The organism is Paenibacillus lentimorbus NRRL B-30488 (assembly GCF_000411595.1).
GTDB lineage: Bacteria > Bacillota > Bacilli > Bacillales > Bacillaceae > Bacillus > Bacillus velezensis.
Window position 1 is genome coordinate 45,565 of record NZ_ANAT01000015.1, and the last position, 20,740, is coordinate 66,304.

The window sequence follows — 20,740 nt, forward strand, 5'->3', positions numbered from 1 at the left end:
TTTTGTAAAGATTGTCTTCGCTGGCGCAAAATAGTAAATAATCCCCACGTAACGAAATAAGTCTTGATGTATAACGGATCGGCTTTTTTCACATCTTAAATGTGATTTGACATGAAGGAGGAAAACAACCAGTGGAACAGCAGCAGAATCAGCAGCAGCCGCCAGTAAATCAGGGGATTCCGGGTTCACCGCAAGTGAATCACGGAGGACATGAGCTTTTCGATATGCATGAAGTGCTGGCCGGAACAGTCGGCGTTTTGGATCAATTTATGATGCTCAGACAGTTTATTCAGGATCAGCAGCTGGCCGACATTCTTGACCGCCAGTATCAATTCATTCTCGGACTCTATAATCTGACGGCAGAATGCTTTAAGACCGGCCAAAAGCCTTCTCAGGAAACGTCGACATATATGATGGAGGAACAGAACCAGGCCGTCTACGGTATAAAACCGACTCAGCCGAAAAAACCGAATCAATCATTAAATGATGTCAAAGATCTCGGAATAAGCGGCCATATGCTCGGCCTGATTAAAGCTCAAGCTTCTCTCTTGACGATGAGCTCGCTTGAAATGACCAATCCCGTCACAAGAAGAGTGCTCTCCGCCCAAATTCAGCAATATGTCGAAATGGCGTACGAAATCTTCTTATACCAAAACAAACACGGTTATTATCAGGTTCCTCAGCTCAATGCACAAGATATGCAGACCATGCTGAATTCATTTGCGCCGGCGCAGGGACAGCCGCAAATGCCTCCGATTAAAGGACAAATGGGACAGCAGCAGCAAAACCTCCATTAATGAAAAAAACGGCGTTGGAAACCTGACTCTCCAATGCCGTTTTCTTTTTTCATATGCTTTTGTGAAATCATGTTCAAATTGTTTCAGACTTTCTTTCGTAGCTGCTTCAAAGCCTTTTTCAAAATCCTGTGTTTCGGCGGTTTTATTGATAATGGTTAAGATAATGCCTTCTCCGAATGTTTCGGTTAAATCCTTTATCATATAGAAACTTTGCAAATAAACATCCGTTTCATATTCCATACGCGATTTCTGCCATTTTCGGTCGGTCGTTAATTGATCAAACGGCACGACGGAAAATGCAATCGGATCAATGACCACATCATAATGCGCAACCCACTCGCTCAGCCCCTCATGAAACCAAAGCGGAAATACAGACGTATCCGTCCCCAATTGCCGTGTTTTTTGATGAAACGCGTAGTGTGTATATTCATGTATAATCAATTGCTTATACATGAAAACGGCCAGCTCATCTTTTTTCAAAAGCTGTTTTTTCTCTTCTGGCAAAAGCCCCATCATCTGCTCCTGCTCTGAATAAAAACCGACTACATTTTTCAATCCTGAGTATTGCTCCATTTCAGCTTCATCTGAAAAGAAAATGAGTTCAAGAGGCGCCGCTCCTTTATAGCCGACAATGATTTGGTTGATACGCTTTGCGTGGTCCAGCGTAAGCTTGGTCAGATCCAAGAGCGGCTTTTCATCCGCCGTATAGTAAATCGCTGTATGTTTGTAAATTTCTTTATTCATGTGTTCAGTCACTTGTTCCTTCGTCGGAACAGAGCGGCTGTTTTGGCCTGACAGGACGTACATCATACTTACTGAAACGGCTGAACTGACAGCCAATATGACAAGGACTCCGCACAGGATCAGAGTGAATGCGGCCCGTTTCCCCATGCCGTCACGCAAACAAGCTCCCCTCCCCGATCCTTTAATTTTCATCTCATTCTTTACTTTATGCTCAGGAGCGCTGGGTCGTGACGGCAGATAAAATAAAAAAGCCGCAGCAAATGCGGCTTTTCCATTCATTTATTTATTGGGGTTTGGGAATACACGCTGCACCATTTGGCCGAATTCATCAAACAGTCCGGATACCGGGTGGCCGTTTTGGATTCGTTTTCCGTAGCCTTGCATACGTTCAACGAAGTCCGGGTTCGCTGATACATATACAGTCCGGACATGTTTATCGGCTGATTTCACCTTATCGGTAATCTTATTTTTCAAATGGTTGGCGATGGCGCCTTTTTGTCCGTTTGTCAGAACAACGGCTACATAAGCGCTGTTTCCGGCAACGATCACAGTCGCATTTTTAACTTCTTTTAAATCAGTCACCTTGTCGGCGGCTTTATCAGCCACTCTCAGGTTACGGTTGTCATTGTGATCGGTGTTTTGGTTATGACGGTTCACTGTATTCATATTTGTCGCACCGTCGTTAGGCGTGTTGCGGTAATTTACATTCTGGGTGCGGTTGTCATTTCGTTTTCCTTCTCCCTGGTTCCCCATACTGCACCCTGCGGTAATCAGCATCGGCAGAAGAAGGGCAGAAATAACTGCTTGTTTTTTATCATGTGAATTCCTCCTTTCTCACTTTACGTATAGGTTTTTCTATTCGGCGGGATTTATGCACGCCGTTTGCATTCTGAGCGGTTTGGATAAATATCAGAAGGAAAGGGAAAGGTAAGGCGTAATCAATTGAATGAGGAGGGATTTAACTTGTTCAGACAAAAAAAGCGGCATCAGCCCGACAGCGCTGCTGATCGGATCATCGATTCTGATTGCAGCTTTATCACCCGAAATCCGCCGGAAAATCTCCGGAATGGTTTCAGGCCGAATGCAGCATAAAGATGGTACACACTCCATGCAGCCTGCTGACCTGATTCAACAGGCTTTCAGCGGGGAATCCGGCGGACAGCAGCACACGGACAAAGCACGGCATTCACAAACCGGCTCCATGCAGCCTGCTGAGCTGATCAAACAGGCTTTCGGCGGGGAATCCGGCGGACAGCAGCATGAGCAGACTTCCCGCAACCACTCCGGCTCATCCCATACGGACGGACAGGCAGACCGCAGTAAAAAAACTTCGCCGAAGCCTCACTATACCGAGCCGATTCACTTCGAAGAAAGCGCGGTTAATGTTTTAAATGACAGCACCGTGATGAATATGCTGGAAGAAATTGAACCCGGAAATCATTAGAAACAAAAAAATCCTTCATTCGTTCAACGATGAAGGATTTTTCGTTTTAGCGCTACTTAAGCTTCTTCAGCTTCAATGACGATTGAGGAATCATTGTACACCGCGGTATCGGTTTCCTTCGTCATTTTACTTGTTAACAGCCCTGCGGTCATACTGCCGCTCACATTTAAGGCGGTACGCCCCATGTCAATTAACGGCTCAATTGAAATGAGCAGCCCGGCAAGCGCGACAGGCATGTTCAAAGCGGATAGGACGAGCAGAGCCGCAAATGTCGCGCCGCCCCCCACACCTGCTACACCGAATGAACTGATTGCCACGATGGCGATGACGGAGATGATAAATCCCGGTTCAAACGGGTTTTGCCCTACTGTCGGCGCAATCATCATCGCGAGCATCGCCGGGTAAATGCCGGCACAGCCGTTTTGACCGATCGATAAACCGAATGAACCGGCGAAGTTCGCAATTCCTTCAGGGACGCCCATGCTTTTTTGCGTTTTAATATTAAGCGGCAAAGCCCCTGCGCTTGAACGGGACGTAAACGCAAACACCATGACAGGAAATGCTTTTTTCACGTATGTGATCGGATTTAAACCGCTGAACGTAATCAGCAGCAAGTGAATGATAAACATGACGATAAGCGCGGCGTATGAAGCGATCACAAACATCCCCAGTTTCGCAATGCTGTCGATGTCGCTTGTCGCGATCGTCTTTGTCATAATCGCCAATACCCCGTAAGGCGTCAGTCTTAAAATTAATGTCACGACGCGCATAATAATCGCGTATACCGCATCGACAATTCCGCTGAACGTCGCGGCATGCTCCGGCTGCTTCCGTTTCACGCCCAGAAAAGCGATGCCGAGGAAAGCGGCAAAAATAACGACTCCGATGGTGGAAGTCGGTCTGGCTCCCGTGAAATCAAGAAACGGATTTCCCGGCAGAAGCTCAACGATTTGCTGAGGCAGCGTTTTGGCCGTCATATCCTCAGATTTTTGCTGCAGCTCCTGGCCTCTTGATAACTCGGTGCTTCCCTGGTCGATATGAACGGCTTTCAAATCAAAGGAAAGCGCCGAAACAATTCCGACTGCCGCGGCAATTGCTGTCGTAGCGATCAAAATTCCGATGATCAGTCCGCTGATTTTCCCGATGTTATGGGTCAGTTTCAGCTTCGTAAATGCGCCGAGAATAGAAATAAAGACTAGCGGCATGACGATCATCTGAAGCAATTTGACATAACCGCCGCCGGCGATATTAAACCAATCAGCCGTTTGTGTCACGATATGTGAAGCCGGCCCGTAAATCAATTGCAGTGCAAAACCGAATACAATGCCTAGTCCGAGCGCGGTAAAGACACGTTTAGAAAAGGAAACGTGTTTTTTTTGCATGACAAACAGACCTGCTATAAGCAAAAGCATAATAAAAACATGTAAGACTACAAATAAATTCTCCAAAACAGGTAAACACTCCCTTGCTCATTATCCTTTAACACTATATTATATCAATTCCGATCGGTCAAGTAAGGATTGACAATATATGTATTTTTATTGATTTTTCTCTTTTCTTTCCACCCTTTCTCTAGTAACTTATATAAGGGTGATTGTTATGCTGAAGGAACTGTTTCTTAATTTAACGATTTTAATCACATTTAATTATCTGTTCACCCTTCTTTTTAAAGAGTCGCTTTCGTATAAAGAAGACCGTCCGATGTTTCAATTACTGAAGGGGACGGTCTGCGGGCTTTTAGGAGTTTTTCTGATTGTTTTCGGCTTTTCTTACTCCGATTCCATCATTGATCTCAGAAATATCCCCATTATCATCGCCGCTCTTTACGGAGGCTGGGTGTCTACGGCAGCCGCCTTTGCGATTATCGTCGCAGGCCGTATCCTGATCAATTTCAATGCCAGCGCCATTTTTTCCATCGCCGCAGTCGGGGTTATTGCGATACTTTCTGCGGCCGTCCTCAGAGGAAAAAAGCCGGATCACAAAAAGGCGTTCGTTATGCTGCTTTTTTCAAATGTTATTTTCACCCTGACGCTGCTGTTTCTTATGCCTGAGCAGCCTGCCGGGGCCCTCGTTTATTATTGGCTCATTTCCGTCTTGGGCGGAATGCTGTCACTGTATATCATTAAACACGAAGCCGATGCCCGCGTTTTGTTCAAGCAATACAAGTTTCAAGCGAATTATGATTTTCTGACGGGGATTTTTAATAAGAGAAAATTCGAGGACGTCTCGCGCGTTCTGTACGATCGGGCGTCTCAATCCCCCTCGTCTCAGCTCGCGCTTATTTATTTGGATATTGATCACTTTAAGCAGATCAATGATCAATACGGGCATTATGAAGGGGACCAAGTGCTGAAGGAACTGGGGGCACGCCTAAGGTTCTTACTCAGCAGTTCTCATACGTCAGCCCGCATCGGCGGGGAAGAATTTGCCGTGCTTATGCCCAATTGCACGTATACAAAAGGGCTTCACCTCGCAGAGGAAATCAGGCACACGATTGACGCGAACCCGATTCTGCTGACGAGCGGAGATACAATTCCCGTGACCGTTTCCCTCGGCATCGCGCATTATCCGACAAATACACCGGATCCTCAGACATTGCCCCTGATCGCGGACCGGATGCTGTACAAAGCGAAAACATCAGGGCGCAATCAAGTGTGCAGCACTGAAAAAAAGAATGATCGCCCGAAGAGGAAATCATTCTTTCTTTTCAGTGAGAAAGCCGCCCCTCAGGAAAACGGGAATCAGGCTGCCCTCATATTCTTTTTCAATCAACGCCGCGGTATCGTCTGATTGATACAAAGACAGGAGTTTTTGCATCCGTTCATCATCTTTATCCTCAGCTCTGACGGCGATCAGATGAATATACGCTTCCTTCATTTGCGCCGATCGGATCAGCGCGTCCTTCTCCGCATGAAATCCTGCTTTTTTCGCCTCGCTTTGACTGAGAACTGCTGCGTCAGCATGTTCCGCCGCCTGATAGGCGTTCTTTTTTGTTTCCGTTTTTAAGGTCAGATGCTTCGGGTTGTCCTTGATCATATCAGTTGAACCCGTACCGGTGAATCCCTTTTTCAATGTAATCAGTCCGGCCTCCTGCATGAGAAAAAGCGCCCTGCCGAAGGCCGCCGCTTCATCAGGCACGGCAATGACCGCTCCGTCCGGTATATCCTTCAGCCGTTTATGTTGCTTGGAATACACCCCCAGCGATGCCGCATATGTCGTTCCTAAAGGAGCCAGCTTCTTTTTCACGTGAGGCGGCAAAGATTTAAAATTAGTAACGGATTGAAACGCATTGGCGTCGAGATCCCCGCCGGCAAGTGCCAAATCGGCCTCGGCATAATCCGAAAACGTTACCAAAGAAAGCTGCAATCCTTCCTCACCGGCTTTTTTCGCGACAAACTCCCAGATCGATTGATCAGATTCATTGATTCCGATAGTAATGGTCCGGTTCCCGTCAGGATAATCGCATGAAGTAAGTGACATGATCAAAATGAAAAGAAACAGACTGTTTATAAGCCGCAGATTCAAGTTGACCTACTCCCTATCTATTTTTATGTACAGAAGCTGCACCATGGTATTCGGGCTCATGATTACATACAATACCGATTAAAAAAAGGGTTGTCAATTGCTTCCTTAAGAGGCTGCAAAGCGGTTTTTATCAGCTGGAAATGGGCTGTTCTGGTCTCAAATCAGATTTCCGTATCAGAGCGTTTTCCTCTTAAAACATGTTATTTCGAAAAAAGTTACATTTAGCAGTTGTTTTTTCTTCGGATTACTGGTAGAGTAAAGGTAATTATTTTTGTTCGAACTATCTTTAAGAAGAAAGTTTTGTAAGAGTTTTCGTCTTGGAAGTTTGTTTTAGAGCAAGAATAGTGAATTTAAGCGTTATGTCGCTTTAGGAGGAAATTTCATGTTAGAAGGTAAAGTAAAATGGTTCAACTCTGAAAAAGGATTCGGATTCATCGAAGTAGAAGGTCAAGACGATGTATTCGTTCACTTCTCTGCTATTCAAGGCGAAGGCTTCAAAACTTTAGAAGAAGGCCAATCTGTTTCTTTCGAAATCGTTGAAGGAAACCGCGGACCACAAGCTGCTAACGTAACAAAAGCATAAATTGTTTTAAAAAACCTGCCGGTGTACGCCGGCAGGTTTTTTCATCTAAAACGAAAAGCTGTTTTGCAAAGGCAAAACAGCTTTTTTATATCAGGTGGCAATATCCCGTTTTAAGAAGACGCCGAATGCGAGCGCCAGAAAAATAACGAAGTAAATCACAAGCATCACAACAGAAAATGTCATCGTCATCCCCTCTACTAAAGGAGTCCCGTTCATATATTGCGACAAATCCGTGTTCGCAAATAAAATATATTTGGTCCATTCAAATTTCGCAGCAAGAAATACCGTCGCCGTGTTCCCCATAACCAATAGAAAAATAGAAAATCCGACCGCTAATGAGCTGTTCCGGAATACCGCAGACAGCATAAACGCCATCGTCGCAAGCATAAAAGCGGAGACAGATTCATAGACATATGTTTTAGCGAGGAAAGCGATGATATTTTGCTCAAAAACATGGCCGTCTTTGTATACGAGATGAACATCAGCCGCAGTATCTCCGCCTGTACCGAAAAAGACCAATCCCAACAGAGCGGAGCCGGCAAATAAAATCACAAGCATCAGCAGTCCGAACAGCAGCACCGTCATATATTTAGATAGCAAAATCTGAAAACGGCTGAGCGGACGGATGGCCAGCAGCTTGATCGTCCCCCAGTTGAACTCATTCGCCACGATGCCTGCGGCAATGATAATCGTAAACAGCCCGGTCAAAACAGTCATCATCGAAGAATCAGCTACGTATGACCACACTGTGTACCCTGTATCCTCGGGGATGTTATGATCCATACGGTATTGATTTATCGCGACATTCTGTTTCAGGTTATCAATGAGCGTCTGATTTCCGGTTTCCTTCATCTGCTGTTTCATTTCTTTGTTTTCAGCCTGGAGCTCCTGTTTCCAATTCGGATTGGCTTCGCTCGAGGTGAAATGGTTTGACAGAAGCGCAAAACCGATCATCGAAACGCCTAAAATCACAATCATAGCCCACGTGCCGACGCGGCTGAAAATTTTTATCCATTCATTATAGATCAGCTTAAACATATTGAACCTCCTCTTTCGTCCCGCCGGTAATCTCCAAGAAACGGTCTTCCAAAGATTTTGTCATGATTTTCACTTCATATAAGCGGATGTTTTCACGGACGAGCAGTGATATCACATCAGGCACTTCCTGTTTGGACAGCTGGATCTCAATGCCGTTTGTCTTCTTCACACAGTCAAACTGATTCAAAACGGCAAGAGCCTCTTCTCTTTGTTCAATATGGAAGAAGTATGTATCTTTATCCTCTTTTCCTTCATCCCTTACTTTTTGAATATCGACAAGCTCTCCTTTTTGCAGAATGCCGATTCGATCGCACATTAGCTCCATTTCTGACAGAAGATGGCTTGAGACGATGACAGCCATTCCTTTTTCACGTGTCAGCTTTTTCAGATGGTCCCTGATTTCTCTGATGCCGGCGGGATCGAGGCCGTTTGTCGGCTCATCCAGAATCAGCACCTTAGGATTATGCAGCAGGCTTTGGGCGAGGCCGAGACGCTGTCTCATCCCGAGAGAGTAGGTTTTTACTTTGTCATGTATTCTGTCCTGCAACCCGACGAGCTCGATGACCTCATCTATTTTTCTTTCGTAACGCCTTTTACCATCCTTGCGTACTGCTGTAAATTTTTATAGCCGCTCAAGAATTTGTACAGCTCCGGGTTTTCCACGATGGCTCCGACGTGCCTGACCGCTTTTGCATAGTTTTTCGTAATGGATTCCCCGCAGATTACGATGTCTCCCTGAGACAGTTTCATTAATCCGACCATCATTCTGATCGTAGTGGTTTTCCCCGCTCCGTTCGGCCCTAAAAATCCAAACACTTCGCCCGCCCGGACGGAGAAGCTCAGATCATGAATAATCGTTCGTCCTTTTATCGTTTTCTTTACCTGTTGCAGTTCTAATACGGTTTCCAATTAGAATCCCCCTTCTATTTCATGCGCCTGCATGACGCTTCTATACCATTGCAGCACGGACATTCCTTCCTGTTCCCGAATTTCTTCGACCTCGCGCCGTTCAGCGATTTTCCCTTTTATGAAAACCATCACTTCGTCTAACAGCGTCTCAATCTCGCCGATCTCATGCGTGGCGATGACAACGATCTGGCTGTCAAAATCAATATAAGATACGAGACTGTTGACAATCGACTCCCTGACCGCCGGATCAAGACCTGAAAACGGCTCATCCAGCAGAATGACCGATGCTTTTCTCGACAGGGCCAAAACGATTTTCATCCTGCCCCGGCTGCCTTTGGACAGCTCTTTTATCTTCTGCTCCGCTGAAAGATTCATTTCCGCTAATAGGTTATGTGCTTTTTCCAGCTGAAAATCCGGGAATTGCGAATGATAAAATGTGAGCATATCACCGACAGTCGTCCGGGCGGAAAACATATCATGTTCGGTTAAATAAGCCGTACGAAACAGCATGTTCCTGCTTACTGCGCAGTCTCCCATCCGGACGGCGCCCGATGTCGGGAACGCAAGCCCGGCAAGCATTTTAAGCGTTGTTGATTTACCGCTTCCGTTCGGCCCTAAAATTCCGTAGATTTTACCCGGAGACAATGAAAATGATACATCGCTGACCGCGATCCTGCGGCCGTATTTTTTGTTACGCGTTCAAAATCAAGATTCATCGTTTGCTTCCTCCGCATATTGTTTGATCCCGTCGAGCATTTCCTCAGGAGATAACCCCAGCTCCGCCATTTCCTGAATAAAGCGTTTGAAAACGTCTTTTGTCAGCCTGTCTTTCAGCTCTGCTTTCAGATCGGATCTTTCCGCTATAAAGGTTCCCTGTCCTCTTCTCGTCTCCACGATCCCCAGCCTTTCCATTTCACTGTACGTTCTTTGTATCGTGTTCGGATTCACTTTCATCTGTACGGCCATCTCCCTTACGGACGGCAGTTTGTCCCCCGGTGAAAGCTCACTTCGGATCAGCCGGTAATATATACGATCGGCAATCTGCAGATAAATCGGCTTGGATGACTGAAATTCATTCTCCATCATTACACCTCAACCTTTCGATTCAGCAGCATAGAGGCCAGCGCGAGACAGAGCGCTGCAAGCACGATCACTGCCAGGAAGCTGAAAAGCGAAATGTGGACGGCTTTCAGCTCCATCGTCCATCCGGTCAATTTTGTATAATGAAAATGAAAATTCGCATACACTTTTACCGGCCATAAATCATGTTGAGATGAAGTGAAAGGCGTAATGATTTTATCGTCAATATAGGTCCAGACAAATGCAAGCACGATGCAGATCACCCAACGGAGGACGGGAAAATGTTTTAATGAGTGAAAAACAGTCCAAAATACGGCCACGATCACAGATAAGTACGCTGAACTGATCAGCAGGTAAGCATTCAGCCCGGTTAATGTGCCGGCCAGGGGAATGGCGTGTTCCAGCGCTCCTTTTGCAGAAAGCATCCGGTACATCCAAATGCCGTAACCGGTCAGCGCCAGCTGCCCGATCAACTGATACAGCAGTGAGGCCGTCAGCTTGGAAGCCAGCAGATAAAATCCCCCATTCGGATTGTAAAGCCACAGCTGGTTTTTTCCTTCTTTATGAAGGTGATAATACATAAAAAGCGGCGCTACAAGAAATTGAAAAAACCCCATTGCCGTAAAAAAGCCGAAAATGACGAGCGGTTCTTTCTGACGGGCAGCGATGACGTGGGCTGCAAACGCCCAGCAAATCATGCCGCAAAGCCACACCGCGAGCCAAATCCATGAAACTTTCGCATCTTTTTTCAGCAAACCTAAAAACGATGTCATTCTTTCTCTCTCCATTCGGATCAAGTGTATGAGTAACATAGTACACTAGATCATCATGTATTACAATATCTTCAATAAAAAAAAGACAAATCCACTCTTACGCGGATTTGCCTTTTCAATTACTTCTTTTTGTTTTTTAAGGAGAGCAGCGCATCACGATAGCTGCTATCCTGCATTTTGCCGCCGCTATCAGGAGCGTTTGGTTCCTGATCCGTCTCAGAAGTCTTAAACTTCTGAAGCGCCTGACGGTACACATCATCGCCCATTGTATTCTTTTTCTCACGGGGAGATTCAGATTTTACAACGACGGGAGCATGCTCGGCTGAGCGCTCCTCGGCCGGATCATGCTTTTCCGGCTGTTCGGCTGTAGTGCCGATCGCTTCTCTCTTTTCTTCTTTGACATCCTGTCCTGCAGAAGTGCTGCGGACATTGAATGTGATAAGAAGTGCAATCACAATGACAGCAGCAATAACCGCTATAATAATGGCCATATAACCCTCTCCTTACTGTCGTCCGGCAGTTAGATTACCAGTGACCTGGCTGACACGTCTGCCAAGCGCACGGCCTAATTGAAGGCCTTCTTCCGTCATCAGCACATCGCTGTCAACCGGGCATGTGACGCCCGCGCCGTAGTAAGAGCCGTACAGCGCGTTTTCAGGAACGTTGCCGGGAAGACCGACAACAATCATGCCTTGGTGAAACATAGGAGTGATCAGATTGTGCATTGTCATTTCTAATCCGCCGTGTGTTGTCGCCGTCGTACAGAATACAGCGCCGACTTTATCAATCAGCTCGCCTTCAGCCCACAGATAGCCGAGTCTGTCGATCCACGCTTTTAAGCCTGAACTGATGGTGCCAAAGTGTCCCGGGCATCCCCAGATAATGGCATCCATGTCTTTCAGCTTGCGGATGTCTGCTTGATCGACATGGTCGATCAGGACTTCAGCCTCAGCGTTTTCTCGTGCTCCTTCGGCAATGGCTTCAGCAAGATGTTTTGTGTGTTCGCCTTCACTATCGTACACTACGTAAATTTTCATTCAGGAAACCTCCCATTCAGATGATTAAGATTCCTTCACTTCTTTAGGGGCCGGGAGCAATGACAGCTCCTCTTTTTTCTTCGCCCGCTGTTTGTCTTTCCGTACGTCACGCAAGAACAGGCTCAGGACTACGCCGATAACCGCAAAGATCGTCGCCCACATAAACGCGTCATTAATCCCCATAACGTTGGAATTAAGTGAAGCTGTTTTGTAGAGATATGAATAAACGGTTTGTTTCGCCGCATCAAGCGACATGTTCATGTTGACCATTAAATTCGAAACCGCGCTTTGGAACGACTGCATGAAGCTTGGATCAGCCGTGCTTGTTTTATCCGCAATCTGCGAATAATGCATTGTCGTACGGTTCGTATAAATCGTTGTGATCAAACTTGTTCCGATTGATCCGCTGATCTGGCGGAGCGTGTTGCTCATCGCCGTGCCGTGGCTGTTCAACCGTGCCGGAAGCTGGTTCATTCCGGCTGTCATAACAGGCATCATTAACAGTGACATACCGAATGCGCGGATGGCATAGACAAGCATAATGTGCGTGTAAGGTGTGTCAATTGTCAATTTTGTGTACTGGAATGTCGTTGCGACCGTGATGACCAGCCCGATAATCGCAAGCGGTCTCGGACCGATTTTGTCAAACAGAATACCGGAAATCGGCGACATAATCAGCATGACAATCGCGCCCGGCAATAGCAAGAGACCCGATTGCAGCGCCGTAAAGCCGACTAAGTTCTGCAGGTAAATCGGAAGCAGGAACATTCCTGTGTAAAGCGCAACGGTAATAATGATATTAATGACACTGGAAAGTGAGAAAATATCATATTTAAATACCCGGAAGTCGAGCATCGGTTTTTCAGAGCGCAATTGCTGAATGACAAACGCGGCAATCGCGATGACACCGACAATGACGGTAGACAGCACGATCGGATCTCCCCAGCCGTCGCTGCCTGCTTCACTGACTCCGTAAAGCAATGAGGCGAATCCGACAATAGATAGAATCGCACCCAAGCTGTCGAGTTTGATTTTTTGCGGTTCCACCAAGTTCTTAAAGAGGAAAAACGCTATGATAATAACGATTGCCCCGATCGGAACAAGGCCGTAGAACATAATGCGCCATGTGTAATGCTCAATGATCCAGCCGGATAGAGTCGGTCCGACCGCCGGAGCAAACATCATCGCAAGACCGAAAATCCCCATTCCTTTCCCCCTGCTTTCAGGCGGGAAGATAAGCAGAATGGTTGTCATGACCAGCGGCTGCAGGATACCGCCGCCGACCGCCTGAATTAACCGGCCGATCAGCATGGTTGAGAAGTTAGGCGCGATTCCGCAGACTAACGTTCCCGCTGTAAAACAGAACATGGCTACGAGAAAGAGGCTTCTCTGTCCGAACCGGGTAATTAAGAACGCAGATAACGGAATCAAAACACCGTTGACCAGCATGTATCCGGTCGTAAGCCACTGAATCGTCGTCGCACTCACACCGAACTCGGTCATTAAGTGCGGCATCGCCACGTTAAGAAGCGTTTGGTTCAAGATCGCCAGGAATAACCCGGCCATAAGCACAATAAGCAATGTTTTAGGACTTTTTACTTGATTATCTGATTTAGCCACCTAAGACAACCTCCCTTCATGGTTTGATGACTGATCTGTATTATTCAGAGATTTTTACAGATGCGTTCATACCAGGAAGCACCTTGTCAGATGGGTTGCTGAGTGAAATTTTAACAGGAACTTTTTGCGTTACTTTAGTGTAGTTGCCGCTTGAGTTTGAAGAAGGCAGCATATCAAATGTTGAATTTGTCGCATAACCGATTTCTTCTACTGTTCCGTCAAATGTTGTATTAGGATCGCCGTCAACAATTACGTCTACTTTGTTTCCTACTTCAATGTCTCTAATGTCTGTTTCTTTAATGTTTGCAGTGATGTAAAGGTGTTTCATGTCAATTTCCTGGGCAATTGTCGTACCGGCTTGCACCATTTGGCCGTTTTTCACTTCGTTTTTCACGATTGTTCCATCCATGATGGCTTTAACGTCAGCATTTTGCTGTCCTTTAATTTTTGCAACAACGTCGTTTTTGCTTACTTCTTTCCCCTCATCAAGGTTCCAGTCAGTTACTTTACCCGCAGCAGGAGCTGTGATAGCAGCCATGTCGCCGGCAACTTTCGCTTCATCGGTTTTTACATAGTGTGTGCTTTGATAATAGTAGTAAGCACCTCCGCCTATAATTGCAAGAACAACAATCAAACCGATAATGTTGGTCAGAATTAAACGTCCTCTGTTCATTTTGTTTTCTCCTTTCGTTTCTTCCTCTATCATTTTGTGGAATGATGATAAAAATATGTGGGGATTTTTTTATTTTCCGTTTTTCACTGCACAGCCGTTTGCAAGCTTCGTTAAACTTTCCGCAAGCTTGCGCAGGTACTGCAGTTCAGCGGTATTGAGCTGCCGGTATAAGACCGCCGCTTTTTCGGCATATTGAACAGCAGCTTTCTTTAGAAGTTCTTCCCCCTCTTCGGTTAACTGAATCATAACAACACGCCGGTCGTCGTGATAGTCGCTCCGAACCATTAGGCGGCGCTTATACAGAATATCGGTCATTCTCGTGACAGACGCCGGTTTCAGATCAAGCGACAAAGCCAGCCTTGAAAGCTGCGTGCTTTTGCTCTTATGTATTTTGAACATCAGCAGATACTGCAGCACTGTAATATCAAAAGGTTCAAGCACTGTCTCCAGAATCATTTTCTGCTTTTTGTAAATCGATCTGGAAGTATCAAACAGTTGTTCAAAACTGAGCAAAGCGAGCTCTGATTCAATCACCGTATTTTCACCTCATTCCCTTAATAATAGTTCACAAGATAAAATATTAATAAATGAAAGAAGGTTTGTAAAGAGAAAAGTTTCATTTTTTAAGGATTTTTTTATGCCGTTTTTTCTCTTTATTTTTAATTTAAAAAAGCCGGGTGAAGAACCGCGGCCGCACGATTCTTCACTCGGCTTTATATTTAATACGATGCTTTGCTTATATCGGCTTCCTCATTTTTAAAAAAGCTTTTCAGCGCTTGAAATACGTCCGATTTCTGTTTCAGGATGTAGTATTTAAATTTATCATCTTTGACATTTTTATAGGCGGACATGAGGGTGGAATGCCTGTTATATTGATTGACCTCACCGTAACAGAACAGATTCGATTTTTTCATGATGTCATTGACGAGCTTTACGCACCGGGCGTTATCCGAAGTCAGGTTATCTCCGTCTGAAAAATGAAACGGATAGATGTTGTAGCGGGCGGGGTCATATTTTTCATCAATTAATTCAAGAGACTTCCGGTAAACGGAGGAACAGATGGTGCCCCCGCTCTCGCCTTTCGAGAAAAAATCTTCTTCCGACACAACCTTCGCTTCCGTATGGTGGGCGATAAATTCGATATCAACCGTTTCATACTTTGTCCGTAAAAATCGTGTCATCCAAAAAAAGAAGCTCCTCGCCATATACTTTTCCCATACGCCCATCGAACCGCTTGTATCCATCATGGCTAAAACGACAGCTTTCGATTCCGGCTTCGTCACATCATTCCATGTTTTGTATTTCAAATCTTCCGGATAAATAGGGTAAAACGACGGCTTGCCTGTCATGGCGTTTCGTTTATAGGCCGACAGCATCGTCCTTTTCTTATCGATATTCCCTGTCAGCCCGGTTTTCCGGATATCATTGAACTCGATATCGGTATGGACGATATTGTCCCTTTCCTTTTGCTGCAGATTCGGCAGTTCTAATTCCTGAAACAGCGCTTCTTCCAGATCCATCAATGAAACTTCCGCTTCATAATAATCCTCGCCTGCCTGATCGCCTGCTCCCTGGCCTTTTCCGGCGCCCTGCTTTTTATCTGCGCCGTCTCTTGCGACGACATCGCCGACTTCGCTGTCGCCGTCGCCTTGGCCGACATGTTTATTTTTATCATAGTTATAACGGATTTTATATTCATCAAGCGAACGAATCGGGATTTTCACGACATCTTTTCCGTTGGACATAATAATGCTTTCCTCAGTGACAAGATCCGGAAGGTTGTTTTTTATCGCTTCCTGCACTTTCTTTTGGTGGCGCTGCTGGTCGTCAAAGCCTTTGCGATGGAGGGACCAGTCTTCCTCTGAAATCAAAAAATTTCCGCTGTCATTACGGGACATGAATTCCCCTCCTTAACCGTTATGGTCGTTTTACATGTGTATTCCGGCTTGGTCCTGTTTATGAAACAAGTCCGGCGAAAAGATTTATTTTTATCTTATGCCGGCCGGACTCTCCAATTGACAAACAATTGCGAAAAACAGACAAAAGAACCCGTCCTTTTACAGACGGGCCTCTCGATGAAATCAAATATCAGCGGTTTAACAAGCTTCCGACATACTTCAGCAGTTCATTAGCGCTTGTCGAATTATAGCCGTGTTCATCTATTAACCTTGCCACTACCTCATTGACCTTTTTAAGCTGCTGTTCATCCGGCGTTTTGGTGGAGGTCGTAATTTTCACTACATCTTTTAAGTCTGCGAACAGCTTTTTCTGAATCGCTTCGCGGAGTCTTTCGTGCGAATTATAGTCAAAGCGTTTTCCTTTTCTTGCATAGGCGGATATGCGGATTAAGATTTCTTCGCGGAACGCTTTTTTGGCGTTTTCTGAAATGCCGATCTGCTCTTCAATGGATCTCATCAGTTTTTCGTCAGGATTCATTTCTTCACCCGTCAGCGGATCGCGAAGCTTATTTTTATTGCAGTACGCTTCCACATTATCTAAATAATTGTCCATAAGAGTTTTCGCGGATTCTTCATATGAATAGACGAACGCCTTCTGCACTTCCTTTTTGGCGATGTCATCGTACTCTTTCCTGGCGGCGGAAATAAAATTCATATACCGCTCTTTGTCCTCGGCGGAGATGGACGGATGCTGGTCGAGTCCTTCTTTTAAGGAACGCAGCACGTCAAGCGAATTGATGGATTCCATATTTTTTCTGATAATCGTTGAGGAAATGCGGTTGATGACATAGCGTGGGTCAATTCCGCTCATTCCTTCATCATGGAATTCCTTCTTCATATCCTCCAGATCAACGGAATTGTAACCTTCAACGCTTTCTCCGTCATAGAGCCTCATTTTTTTGACGAGATCAATATCAGAGCGGTTCGGTTCCTTCAGCCGGGTCAAAATAGAAAACATCGCGGCCACTTTTAATGTATGGGGGGCGATGTGTACGTCAGAAACATCACTTTCAGAAATCATTTTTTCATAAATCCGTTCTTCCTCTGACACCTTTAAATTATAAGGAACAGGCATCACGATGATCCTGGAGTGAAGGGCTTCGTTTTTCTTATTGGCAATAAACGAGCGGTACTCCGTTTCGTTCGTATGCGCAACAATCAATTCGTCGGCGGAGATGAGCGCAAACCGTCCGGCTTTGAAATTCCCTTCCTGCGTGAGTGACAGAAGGTGCCAAAGAAATTTTTCATCGCATTTCAGCATTTCCTGAAACTCCATCATTCCGCGGTTCGCTTTATTTAATTCACCGTCAAACCGATAAGCGCGCGGATCTGATTCCGAGCCGTATTCGGCAATCGTCGAAAAATCAATGCTCCCCGTCAAGTCGGCGATATCCTGTGATTTCGGATCAGACGGGCTGAAGGTTCCGATTCCGGTACGTTTATCCTCCGAGAAGAATATACGTTCAACCTTTACATCCTCAATTCTGCCGCCGTATTCTTCTTCAAGCCGCATGACATTAAGCGGAGAAAGGCTGCCCTCAATTCTGATGCCGTATTCTCTGTAGAAGTCGTCGCGCAGATGATGGGGAATGAGATGGAGAGGATCTTCATGCATCGGGCAGCCTTTAATGGCGTAAACAGCTCCGTTGTCTGTCAATGAGTAGGCTTCAAGCCCTTTTTTCAGCATGGTGACAAGAGTTGACTTTCCGCCGCTGACGGGTCCCATCAATAGTAAAATCCGTTTTCTTACATCGAGCCGCTTGGCGGCCGGGTGAAAGTATTCCTCCACGAGCCGTTCCAGAGATTCCTCAAGGCCGAACAGCTCCCTCGAGAAAAAGCTGTATGTCTTTTTCCCGTCATCCTCCTCGATTCCGCTGTCTTTTATCATATTAAAAACGCGAGAATGAGCAGACTGCGCGACCAATGGATTTTCTTTTATGATCTCCAAATAATCAGCGAACGTCCCTTCCCATTTGAGACGCTGCTCTTCCTCTCTGTACTTTTCAATTTTCTTTAATATATCCATAAGAACCTCCTCTATCATGGTTAATGCACTAGAAATAAGGTACTTTGTTACAATCTATGCGGTGACGTGATAATACATGCTTTTCGTTTCTTAAAAATAAAGACGTTATAAGGCCGTCATTGACAAGGGTCCGGTGCACCGTTCATAATGAAAGAAATACAGTTTCATCCAGACTCGGACATCAAATGGAAAAGCAAAGAGGAGGAGACATGATGAAAACGATCATTTTACTTGGGGTCATTCTCACTTTTTTAGTATCCATTTTTACGGCGGGTTACGACAGCAAACCTGAAAACAAATAACGGCAAAAGGGTGCTCTTTATGGAGAGCACCCTTTCCTGTACAACATAACAATGTTTCATATTTGAATATGTTCTTGGACAGTTGATTTTTCATGAGACTTGCAGCTTGTTTGATACTCGATTTTTCCGATTTTGCACCCCGGGCCGATTTCCACACGCTTCCCTCTGACAATGTCCGCTTCCGTGTATTCGAGGTAAATTGCGTCTCCTTCGATCAATTCAGCAGAAAGCATGCCGGCTTTCCGTTTAAGAAAACCGGGTTTCCGTCTGACGGTGATCGATGTGCCGCCGATTTCTTTCACACGGCTTCGGTCATAACGCAAATGGATGTTTACGTCCCCTGCGTTTAACAATCCCGCCACATTGATACATCCTGTTACATGAAGCAACTCCGTCTCGCAATTGCCGCCGACGGTGAGACTGCCTTTTATATGACACTGCTCTCCCGCGGCCCCGCCGCCAATTTCAGCAAGTCCTTTCAGCCTCATCCTGGCGAAACGCATGGAGCCGCCGACTTTCAATGTGCCGATCACATTTGCTGAATGTGCTGATAAATCTCCTGCAACTTCATGCTCTCCGAAAATTTTCAGCCTGTTGATCTCGGCATCTCCGAGAAAAAGTCCCGTGCCGAATATCCGGCAGCGTTCGCTTTGAAGTCCTTCGCCGACAGTTCCTTCCCCTTTAATGCTTACATTTTGGTAGGAACCGCCGGAGGCGTGTCCGGCTCCGTACATTTTTAAATGACTCAATTTTTTTGTCGTTTCCATCGCAGCTCCTCCTATCGTTTCACGACTTTGTTAACCAAAGCGGAAGGATCACATGTAAAATCGCCGCTGTATTCCACAGTCCCAATGGTGCAGCCTGCGCCGATCCGCACATGATTCCCGCGGACTGTCTTCGCGTTCGTGTCCGCCAATTCAATGATGTCACCTTCAATCAGCTCTGCTGTCAGCACCGGGGCCGGCATCAGCTTAAAACGCGTAAGCACGCTCTTTCTGCTCATCACTTTCAAATGGCGGCAGCCGATCTCTTTCACCCGGCTCTCTCCCGCCGCCAGCTTAATACTGACTTCATCGGCATTCAGCAGGCCGCCGATCTTGCATTTGCCTTCCGAACGGAACGTCTCTGTCTCGCAATCGCCTTCAATCCCGGCTTTCCCGGATATGAAAATATCATCAGCTTTCACACCGCCGCCGAAAGATGAAAATCCCGCGACGTTCAGCCGCTCCGTTTTGACATCACCTTTAATGACACCCGTTCCGTTGATACGGATGGATTCAGCTTCGGCGCTGCCGGAAATTTTCCCCGAACCGCTGATCGTCAGCGTTTGCGTCTTGACATGTCCGTCTGTTTTTCCGCTGCCGTTAAACAAAAGGCTCGTGCACTCCACATCACCTGACACCGTGCCGCTTCCGTTGATCTCCACTGTATGAAAACGGCCTCCTTTTGAACTTCCCGAACCGTTAATGATTAATTTATCTGTTACTTCCATTGATGGTCCTCCTGCATCCATTTCGTTTTTAATTCTTCCGATGCCGCAGCAAGCGCCACCCGTTCAACCACTTTGACAGTCGGTTCAAACAAAATATGTTCCGCGTCTGCGATGAAGCACGTCGTTACGCCAAGCTTCCGGAGCATGACAAGCTCCGTATTCGCTTTCAGCTCGGAAGCCTCATACGTTTTCAGCACCCCTGCCGCCAATTTTCCTTCCTCAAGGCTGATATTGCCCGATTGCAAAAGCCCTTCAAGCACATATAAAGACAGCAGCGCGCGGGACGTGAATGTCACGCCGTCTTCGCCATAAACTTGCAGCGCAGCTTTTGAAATCAGTCCCTTTTGAAGCAGTTCCGCAGACGTTATATTGACATCAGTCATTTGCGGAGACAGCATTTCTCTCATTTCATCCAGAGACAGATTTTCTTTCATTTTCTGTATTTTTGAGATGCGTTTTAATATTTCCGCCCTCGGAAAAAATGTTTCCTGGCCTGTAAACGTCGATTTTCGGATAAACCATTCTTCAGGAATTAAATTTTTCCGTTTCCACCGGTACAGCTGCCCGTATGAAATTGATGTTTCTTCCAGCAATTCTTTTTTAGAAATCAGTTGTTCCTCCATGAATCCAGCTCCTTCGATGAATGTATTGTAACATAACACTGTTACGTTGTTAAGCCTGAAAATATAAAAATGCCGTGAACCGCTGCTGCCCGTCTTTTTTATTCAATAAAAAAACG

21 protein-coding genes and 2 pseudogenes are annotated in these 20,740 nt (G+C 45.9%); 4 read left to right on the top strand and 19 right to left on the bottom strand.

Features of this window, described 5'->3' with window-relative positions; genetic code table 11:
- Nucleotides 1–131: 131 nt before the first annotated feature.
- Nucleotides 132–797: a spore coat protein gene (locus D368_RS09145; RefSeq protein WP_014304688.1), complete on the top strand. Its 666-nt coding sequence runs from the start codon at nucleotides 132–134 to the stop codon at nucleotides 795–797.
- On the opposite strand, the gene D368_RS09150 is transcribed toward D368_RS09145, so the two are convergent.
- Nucleotides 717–1,700 (bottom strand): hypothetical protein, encoded by a 984-nt coding sequence (locus D368_RS09150; RefSeq protein WP_128574733.1) that lies wholly within the window; start codon nucleotides 1,698–1,700, stop codon nucleotides 717–719. The genes D368_RS09145 and D368_RS09150 overlap by 81 nt on opposite strands.
- Nucleotides 1,701–1,820: 120 nt before the next feature.
- Nucleotides 1,821–2,339 carry a YhcN/YlaJ family sporulation lipoprotein gene (locus D368_RS09155; RefSeq protein WP_486129249.1) on the bottom strand — a complete coding sequence of 173 codons (519 nt, stop codon included), beginning with the start codon at nucleotides 2,337–2,339 and terminating at the stop codon, nucleotides 1,821–1,823.
- 148 nt (nucleotides 2,340–2,487) lie between these two features.
- On the opposite strand from D368_RS09155, the gene D368_RS09160 reads away from it, so the two are divergent.
- Nucleotides 2,488–2,985 (top strand): hypothetical protein, encoded by a 498-nt coding sequence (locus tag D368_RS09160; protein WP_128574735.1) that lies wholly within the window; start codon nucleotides 2,488–2,490, stop codon nucleotides 2,983–2,985.
- 56 nt (nucleotides 2,986–3,041) lie between these two features.
- Here the strand turns inward: D368_RS09160 and D368_RS09165 are convergent, their stop codons facing one another.
- The gene (locus D368_RS09165) at nucleotides 3,042–4,433 is read right to left on the bottom strand and encodes an L-cystine transporter (protein ID WP_003155366.1); all 1,392 of its coding nucleotides are present in this window, start codon (nucleotides 4,431–4,433) and stop codon (nucleotides 3,042–3,044) included.
- A 151-nt stretch (nucleotides 4,434–4,584) separates the two neighbouring features.
- Here D368_RS09165 and D368_RS09170 point away from each other — a divergent pair.
- Nucleotides 4,585–5,658, top strand: a pseudogene (locus D368_RS09170) (GGDEF domain-containing protein); the annotation flags it as partial.
- 21 nt (nucleotides 5,659–5,679) lie between these two features.
- Here the strand turns inward: D368_RS09170 and D368_RS09175 are convergent.
- Nucleotides 5,680–6,510 carry a MetQ/NlpA family ABC transporter substrate-binding protein gene (locus tag D368_RS09175; RefSeq protein WP_003155368.1) on the bottom strand — a complete coding sequence of 277 codons (831 nt, stop codon included), beginning with the start codon at nucleotides 6,508–6,510 and terminating at the stop codon, nucleotides 5,680–5,682.
- A gap of 382 nt (nucleotides 6,511–6,892) precedes the next feature.
- On the opposite strand from D368_RS09175, the gene cspB reads away from it, so the two are divergent.
- The gene (gene cspB / locus D368_RS09185; protein ID WP_003155376.1) at nucleotides 6,893–7,093 is read left to right on the top strand and encodes a cold shock-like protein CspB; all 201 of its coding nucleotides are present in this window, start codon (nucleotides 6,893–6,895) and stop codon (nucleotides 7,091–7,093) included.
- Between the two features lie 90 nt (nucleotides 7,094–7,183).
- Here cspB and D368_RS09190 read toward each other — a convergent pair whose 3' ends face one another.
- From D368_RS09190 to D368_RS09265, 15 genes and pseudogenes are all read right to left on the bottom strand, one after another.
- On the bottom strand, nucleotides 7,184–8,131 hold the full coding sequence (locus D368_RS09190) for an ABC transporter permease (protein ID WP_003155377.1): 948 nt from the start codon (nucleotides 8,129–8,131) through the stop codon (nucleotides 7,184–7,186).
- Nucleotides 8,124–9,040: pseudogene (locus D368_RS09195) on the bottom strand (ABC transporter ATP-binding protein). The gene D368_RS09190 and the pseudogene D368_RS09195 overlap by 8 nt, the downstream one beginning before the upstream one ends.
- Entirely contained in the window at nucleotides 9,041–9,712 is a 672-nt protein-coding gene (locus D368_RS09200; RefSeq protein WP_128574736.1) for an ABC transporter ATP-binding protein, read from the bottom strand.
- A 33-nt stretch (nucleotides 9,713–9,745) separates the two neighbouring features.
- Nucleotides 9,746–10,123, bottom strand: a complete 378-nt coding sequence (locus tag D368_RS09205) for a GntR family transcriptional regulator (RefSeq protein WP_071392067.1) — start codon at nucleotides 10,121–10,123, stop codon at nucleotides 9,746–9,748.
- A 2-nt stretch (nucleotides 10,124–10,125) separates the two neighbouring features.
- Nucleotides 10,126–10,893 carry a hypothetical protein gene (locus D368_RS09210; RefSeq protein WP_070081544.1) on the bottom strand — a complete coding sequence of 256 codons (768 nt, stop codon included), beginning with the start codon at nucleotides 10,891–10,893 and terminating at the stop codon, nucleotides 10,126–10,128.
- 119 nt (nucleotides 10,894–11,012) lie between these two features.
- Entirely contained in the window at nucleotides 11,013–11,384 is a 372-nt protein-coding gene (locus D368_RS09215; RefSeq protein WP_128574737.1) for a hypothetical protein, read from the bottom strand.
- A gap of 12 nt (nucleotides 11,385–11,396) precedes the next feature.
- Nucleotides 11,397–11,930, bottom strand: coding sequence for an NAD(P)H-dependent oxidoreductase (locus D368_RS09220; protein ID WP_003155386.1), 534 nt, complete (start codon nucleotides 11,928–11,930; stop codon nucleotides 11,397–11,399).
- 24 nt (nucleotides 11,931–11,954) lie between these two features.
- Nucleotides 11,955–13,550 carry an MFS transporter gene (locus D368_RS09225; protein ID WP_003155387.1) on the bottom strand — a complete coding sequence of 532 codons (1,596 nt, stop codon included), beginning with the start codon at nucleotides 13,548–13,550 and terminating at the stop codon, nucleotides 11,955–11,957.
- A 40-nt stretch (nucleotides 13,551–13,590) separates the two neighbouring features.
- A complete protein-coding gene (locus tag D368_RS09230) occupies nucleotides 13,591–14,256 on the bottom strand; it encodes an HlyD family secretion protein (RefSeq protein WP_007610259.1) in 666 nt (221 codons plus the stop codon).
- 36 nt (nucleotides 14,257–14,292) lie between these two features.
- Complete coding sequence (locus tag D368_RS09235) at nucleotides 14,293–14,757, bottom strand: MarR family transcriptional regulator (protein ID WP_003155389.1); 465 nt, start codon at nucleotides 14,755–14,757, stop codon at nucleotides 14,293–14,295.
- A 185-nt stretch (nucleotides 14,758–14,942) separates the two neighbouring features.
- Entirely contained in the window at nucleotides 14,943–16,121 is a 1,179-nt protein-coding gene (gene yhbH, locus D368_RS09240; RefSeq protein ID WP_069473223.1) for a sporulation protein YhbH, read from the bottom strand.
- 190 nt (nucleotides 16,122–16,311) lie between these two features.
- Complete coding sequence (prkA, locus tag D368_RS09250) at nucleotides 16,312–18,207, bottom strand: serine/threonine protein kinase PrkA (RefSeq protein ID WP_069473222.1); 1,896 nt, start codon at nucleotides 18,205–18,207, stop codon at nucleotides 16,312–16,314.
- Nucleotides 18,208–18,565: 358 nt separating this feature from the next.
- Nucleotides 18,566–19,276 (bottom strand): hypothetical protein, encoded by a 711-nt coding sequence (locus tag D368_RS09255; protein ID WP_101562844.1) that lies wholly within the window; start codon nucleotides 19,274–19,276, stop codon nucleotides 18,566–18,568.
- Nucleotides 19,277–19,287: 11 nt separating this feature from the next.
- Nucleotides 19,288–20,001 (bottom strand): polymer-forming cytoskeletal protein, encoded by a 714-nt coding sequence (locus tag D368_RS09260; protein ID WP_071392070.1) that lies wholly within the window; start codon nucleotides 19,999–20,001, stop codon nucleotides 19,288–19,290.
- Complete coding sequence (locus D368_RS09265) at nucleotides 19,992–20,624, bottom strand: YhbD family protein (RefSeq protein ID WP_015417094.1); 633 nt, start codon at nucleotides 20,622–20,624, stop codon at nucleotides 19,992–19,994. Before D368_RS09265 ends, D368_RS09260 begins: the two co-directional genes overlap by 10 nt.
- Nucleotides 20,625–20,740: the final 116 nt, after the last annotated feature.

Bases quoted from the DNA above. Each gene is read 5' to 3' on its own strand.
- D368_RS09160 (WP_128574735.1), top strand. From the start codon at position 2,488: ATGAGGAGGGATTTAACTTGTTCAGACAAAAAAAGCGGCATCAGCCCG.
- cspB (WP_003155376.1), top strand. From the start codon at position 6,893: ATGTTAGAAGGTAAAGTAAAATGGTTCAACTCTGAAAAAGGATTCGGA.
- D368_RS09190 (WP_003155377.1), bottom strand. From the start codon at position 8,131: ATGTTTAAGCTGATCTATAATGAATGGATAAAAATTTTCAGCCGCGTC.
- D368_RS09205 (WP_071392067.1), bottom strand. From the start codon at position 10,123: ATGGAGAATGAATTTCAGTCATCCAAGCCGATTTATCTGCAGATTGCC.
- D368_RS09210 (WP_070081544.1), bottom strand. From the start codon at position 10,893: ATGACATCGTTTTTAGGTTTGCTGAAAAAAGATGCGAAAGTTTCATGG.
- D368_RS09215 (WP_128574737.1), bottom strand. From the start codon at position 11,384: ATGGCCATTATTATAGCGGTTATTGCTGCTGTCATTGTGATTGCACTT.
- D368_RS09220 (WP_003155386.1), bottom strand. From the start codon at position 11,930: ATGAAAATTTACGTAGTGTACGATAGTGAAGGCGAACACACAAAACAT.
- D368_RS09230 (WP_007610259.1), bottom strand. From the start codon at position 14,256: ATGATAGAGGAAGAAACGAAAGGAGAAAACAAAATGAACAGAGGACGT.
- yhbH (WP_069473223.1), bottom strand. From the start codon at position 16,121: ATGTCCCGTAATGACAGCGGAAATTTTTTGATTTCAGAGGAAGACTGG.
- prkA (WP_069473222.1), bottom strand. From the start codon at position 18,207: ATGGATATATTAAAGAAAATTGAAAAGTACAGAGAGGAAGAGCAGCGT.
- D368_RS09255 (WP_101562844.1), bottom strand. From the start codon at position 19,276: ATGGAAACGACAAAAAAATTGAGTCATTTAAAAATGTACGGAGCCGGA.
- D368_RS09260 (WP_071392070.1), bottom strand. From the start codon at position 20,001: ATGGAAGTAACAGATAAATTAATCATTAACGGTTCGGGAAGTTCAAAA.
- D368_RS09265 (WP_015417094.1), bottom strand. From the start codon at position 20,624: ATGGAGGAACAACTGATTTCTAAAAAAGAATTGCTGGAAGAAACATCA.